This is a genomic window from Arhodomonas sp. KWT (assembly GCF_010993615.1).
Genome location: NZ_WNXE01000019.1, coordinates 22,144 through 27,113, shown reverse-complemented (window position 1 = coordinate 27,113; position 4,970 = coordinate 22,144). Strand labels below are relative to the sequence as shown.

Sequence of the window (4,970 nt, the reverse complement as noted above, 5' to 3'; positions counted from 1 at the left end):
ATCGCCGTGGTGGACGAGACCTTCCAGCTGCCGCTGTCGGTCATGCTCGACCGCGGCGAGGACGCGCCCGCGCCGACCGCCGCCGACATCCGCGGCCGGCTTCGTGAGGCGCTCGGCGAGCGCGCCCACCTCGCCGGCGCCCGTGCACTGACCCACCGCCTGCTCGGCCGCAACGTCTATGCCTCGGCCATGCTGCTGGGCGTTGCCTACCAGCAGGGGGGCATGCCGTTCACCCTGCACAACCTCCGCGAGGCCTTCGCCCGCGCGGTGCCGGCAAGCGAGTTCGACGCGAACTGGCGGGCGTTCACCCTGGGCCGGCGATTCGTCGTCGAGGGTGCGGAGGCGATCGCCCGGACCTTCGGCGAGACGGCGGCACACGAGGACCCGCTGGCCCCCCTTCACGCGAGCCTGCGCGACGGCACCGCGCCCTGGGAGCGCAGCGGACGGCTCGCGAACGCCCTCGAGCGGGCGACCGACAGCCTCGCCGCACGCCTGCCGGAGATCGAGCGCGAACACCTCGGCCAGTATGTCCACGATCTGCTGGTCTACGACCGCGGTGCCCGCCTCGACGACTTCCTCGCCGACGCCGCGCGACTGCCCGGGCTGTACCCGGACGCGGCACACCAGCGTATCGCGCTGCGGGCCCTCGCCAGGACCTACTTCATCAAGGACGAGGTGTTCGTCTCGCACCTGCTGGTCTCGCCGCTGGAGCGCGAGCGCGCCCGCCGGCGCTACGGCCACCTCGGCCGCAGCGTGGAGGTGGGGCACATCAACCGTCCGAGCTTCGACGTCGCCGGCCGCAGGATCGAATTCGATCTGAACCCGCGGGACTGGATGCTGCGCACCATGCGTCACCTGCGCGTGCTGCGCCGCGTCCTGCCCCGGTGGCACCGGCGCGAGAACGCCATCGCCCGGCAAATCCGGGAGGAACTGCTGGAGGCCGTGCCCCGCCTGGCCGTGGACGAGCGCCGCCGGCGGCTCATGCAGCTGGACAACGTCAAGGGCTACCGGGAGACCCGTTACGAGCAGGCCGAGGCCGTACTGGGCGCCGGCGCGGCAACCTCCGAGTTCCCCGAGCGGGCGCCGCGCACGGCCGGGGTGCACCGGCCCGGGGCCACCGCCCGCTGACGCCGGCCCTCGGCCGGGGCATGAGGCGGGCAGGCCGCGCCCCAGTGGCCCGCCACCGCGGCGACGGAGCGCGTACAGCGTGGCGGTGGCGCACGGCCACCCGGACCCCGGCAGGGCCGGCTGTGCTCAGACCCTGAAGCGCCCGACGACCTCGCGCAGCGTCTCGCCGAGTCGCGCGAGTTCGTCGCTGGCGGTACGCGTCTGATCCATGCCTTCGGAGCTGCTTCCGGCGGCCTCGACGATCTGGGCGATATTGCGGTTGATCTCCTCGGCCACCTGGCTCTGCTCCTCCGCCGCCGTGGCGACCTGGGTGATCTGGCCGTGGATCCCGGCGACCGCCTCCTCGATGGCCCGCAGGGCTTCACCCGCCTCGTTTGCCCGTTCCTGATTGCGCACCGAGCGTTCCCGGGAACGGTCCATGATCTCCACGGCGGCCGCCGTGTCCGTGGTCAAGCCATCGATGATCTCGCGGATCTGCACGGCGGACTCGTTGCTGCGTTTGGCCAGCGCCCGCACCTCCTCGGCGACCACCGCAAAGCCGCGCCCCTGCTCGCCCGCCCGGGCCGCCTCGATCGCAGCATTCAGCGCCAGGAGATTGGTCTGTTCGGTCACCTCGTAGATGACATCGAGCACAGTACGGATCTCCTGGCTGCGGGCCTCGACCTTCGCCACCGCCTCGCTGGTACGCTGGATATCGGTGGCGAGCGTATCCATCGAATCCCGGTTCTCGGCGACGATGCGGTTGCCGTCACGCGCCCTTTCGTCCGCCTGGGAGGCAGACGTCTCGACCTCGCCGGAGTTGCGGGATATCTCCTGCACGGTCGCCGTCATCTCGTTGATCGCCGAGGCGATCTGGTCCGTTTCGTTGCTCTGCTGTCGTACCACGTCCTGGGTCTGGGCAGCGACCTGGTTGAGCTCTTCGGCAGACGAGGCAAGCTGCTGGGTAGTACCGCTGACCTCGGAGATGGCACGCCGGACCTTGTCGACGAAGGCATTGAACTGCTCGGCGAGGTCCGTCATCTCGTCCCTGCCATGCACAGGAAGACGCTGCGTGAGATCCCCCTCACCCTCCGCAATGTCACGCATTTTCTCGGTAACGCTGACGATCGGGCGCGTGAGATAACGGGCGATCAGCAATGCCACGAATATGGCGACGACAATCACGGCAACACCGACGGCCGCCATCTGAATGGTCACCCGGTTGGCCGCCGCCATCATCTCCGAGCGCGGGATCAGGCCGATGAACTTCCAGCCGAGCCCGGGCGACGTATAAATACTGGCCTGGTACGCCTTGCCCCCGATCTGCAAGGCCACGGACCCTTCATCGCGTTCCGCCAGCCGGGCGTAATCACCGCCTTCGAGCTCACCGAGGTTGTGGAAGTTGTGATCGGGATTACTGGGGTCGACCAGCACGGTGCCGGTATCCTCGACCAGCATCAGGTAGCCTTCGTCACCGAACTCGATATCCGCGACGCGCTCGGTCAGCGTCTCCAGCGACACGTCCATGCCCTGCACGCCTATCACCTCGCCCCGCCCGTCGCGGATCGTGTGCTCAAAACTCACGATGGCAACGTCGTCGGTGCTGAAATAGTACGCGTCGGTCATGACCGTCTCATTCGGCGACGCCTTTGCCGCGCCGTACCAGGGACGTTCACGCGGATCGTACCCCGCCCCGATCCGACCCTTCGGCCACTGAACGTAACCACCTTCCTCGGTCGCCATGTAGACGTAGGCCAGCTCCGGATGGGCGGAAGCGAAACGATCGTATGCGCCGAATATCTCGGCCTCCACGTCCCCGTTGTCTTCCGGCGTCATCGACATCTCCCGGGACGTGTCGAGATAGGAGGTCACCCCGGAATCCGCCCTGCGTACTGCCGGGTGGCTGGCCATATACGCCGTATTCCGGGAAATCTGGTCGAAAAACCCGGTTATCACACCGTCGACCTGGCGGATCTCACGCAGGCTCCCTTCGGTGAAGCCCGAGACGGCATTGTCACGCGCGGCCTCGACCGCGATGAAGACCATCGCCACGACGGCGACGATGATCGTGCCACCAAAGGCGAGCACCAGCTTACGTGCGATGGACATGCATTTCCCCGTCTGTTTCAAACCTGCTCCCCGGCCGCCCGCGCACAGCCCCTCGCGGGTGGGAGGCTGGTAAAGTAATCGACCAGATCCTCCAAATCTTTACCATTCGTCGACTCCTGCTTCGGGGTCGACAACAGACAGGGATGCCGTTCAGTGGTCCCTCGGCCGGGCAGGCGCCAGGGCCTGGCGCAGGTAGGCCCGGAAGGCACGCACCCGCGCCGGCGCCTCGCTGCCGCGCAGGCTGACCGCGTACAGCGTGCCGCTGGCACACTGCCATTCGGGCAGCACCCGGACCAGGTGCCCCTCCTCCAGCGACCGCCGGGCGACTGGCTCGGGCAGCGGTGCGATCCCTCCCCCGGCAGCAGCGATGCGGTGGACACTGGCGTAGTCCGTCGTGCGGACCCCGGGCCGGACAATCACCGTTACCGGGCGGTTGCGCCGGTCGGTGAGCGTGAGCCTGGCCGCCCCCGTGAGCTCCCGGGATACCACCCACTCGTGATCCGCAAGCGCGGCGGGCGTGTCCGGCACCCCGTGGGCGTCCAGGTACGCGGGCGAGGCATAGAGCGCGATGGCGAAAGACAGCAGGGTGGACGCCCGGTAGCCGGAGTCCGGCAAAGCCCCGGGGGTCGCCCGCAGGGCGAGGTCGATGCGGTTGGCGGCGAGGTCCAGCGCCGTGTCGGTGAGCACCAGCTCCACGGTGATCTGGGGATAGGCCGCGCGAAACCCGGTCACCAGCGGCGGCAGCACATCCATGCCCAGATCCACCGGCGCGGTGACACGCAGGTGGCCGTCCGGTACCGAACGCGAGGCCCGTGCCGTCTCCGCGGCATCGTCCAGCAGTCCCAGGGCCTCCCGGGTACGCGCGAAGAACACCCGCCCCTCCTCGGTGAGCGACACCGCGCGGGGCGTACGCGCCAGCAGCGCGACGCCCAGGCGCCGTTCCAGGCGCGACAGCCGCCGGCTCACACCCCCCTTGGTCTCGCCGAGCCGCTGCGCCGCGGCGGAGACGGTGCCGAGATCCGCAACGGCGCAGAACGCCCTCAGGTCCTCGACGGCCCCGCCAATGGTTTCTGATTCTTCAACCATAAGTTCCATTAATGCCGTCTTACCAAAATATGGAAACTACGGCATGCTGTCTCCCGAATCCAGCGCACTGCACGCGCAATCGAACCGGAGCCCCCGTGCCCCCCGGACCGACACCGTCCCCGCTCCGGCCCGCCCCCCTGAGACTGCGGAGTGACAACCATGAGCGCACCGACACTACCGACACTGTTCATCCCCCACGGGGCGGGCCCGTGCTTCTTCATGGACTGGGACCCCGCCGACACCTGGCACCGCATGGCCGACTGGCTTCGCGCCGTACCCCGGCACGTCGGCCCGCGCCCCCAGGCGGTGGTGGTCGTCTCGGCACACTGGGAGGCACCGGCGTTCACCGTGAACGGGCAGGCCGACCCGCCGTTGCTCTACGACTACGGCGGCTTTCCCCCGCACACCTACGAGCTCACCTACCCGGTGGCGGGCGCGCCGGCCGTCGCCGCCCGCGTGCGCGCACTCCTCGAGGCGGCCGGGCTGGAGACCGCCGAGGAATCCCGGCGCGGTCTGGATCACGGGGTCTTCATCCCCTTCCGGCTCATCCATCCGGATGCCGACGTGCCCATCGTCCAGCTCTCCCTGCGTCGCGGCCTGGACCCGGCGGAGCACCTGGCCGCCGGCCGGGCGCTGGCGCCGCTGCGGCGGGAGGGCGTGCTGATCGT

The 4,970-nt window shown here is 69.2% G+C and carries 3 protein-coding genes and 1 pseudogene; 2 read left to right on the top strand and 2 right to left on the bottom strand.

The window, feature by feature from the left end; translation table 11 throughout:
• Positions 1-1,128: pseudogene (locus G7A99_RS25225) on the top strand (hypothetical protein); the annotation flags it as partial.
• Between the two features lie 126 nt (positions 1,129-1,254).
• Here the strand turns inward: G7A99_RS25225 and G7A99_RS05825 are convergent.
• Positions 1,255-3,216 carry a methyl-accepting chemotaxis protein gene (locus G7A99_RS05825; protein WP_163139180.1) on the bottom strand — a complete coding sequence of 654 codons (1,962 nt, stop codon included), beginning with the start codon at positions 3,214-3,216 and terminating at the stop codon, positions 1,255-1,257.
• Positions 3,217-3,366: 150 nt separating this feature from the next.
• Positions 3,367-4,311: a LysR substrate-binding domain-containing protein gene (locus G7A99_RS05820; protein WP_240466113.1), complete on the bottom strand. Its 945-nt coding sequence runs from the start codon at positions 4,309-4,311 to the stop codon at positions 3,367-3,369.
• Between the two features lie 150 nt (positions 4,312-4,461).
• On the opposite strand from G7A99_RS05820, the gene G7A99_RS05815 reads away from it, so the two are divergent.
• Positions 4,462-4,970 (top strand): class III extradiol ring-cleavage dioxygenase (locus tag G7A99_RS05815; protein ID WP_163139186.1); only part of this gene is annotated, 509 nt, incomplete at its 3' end.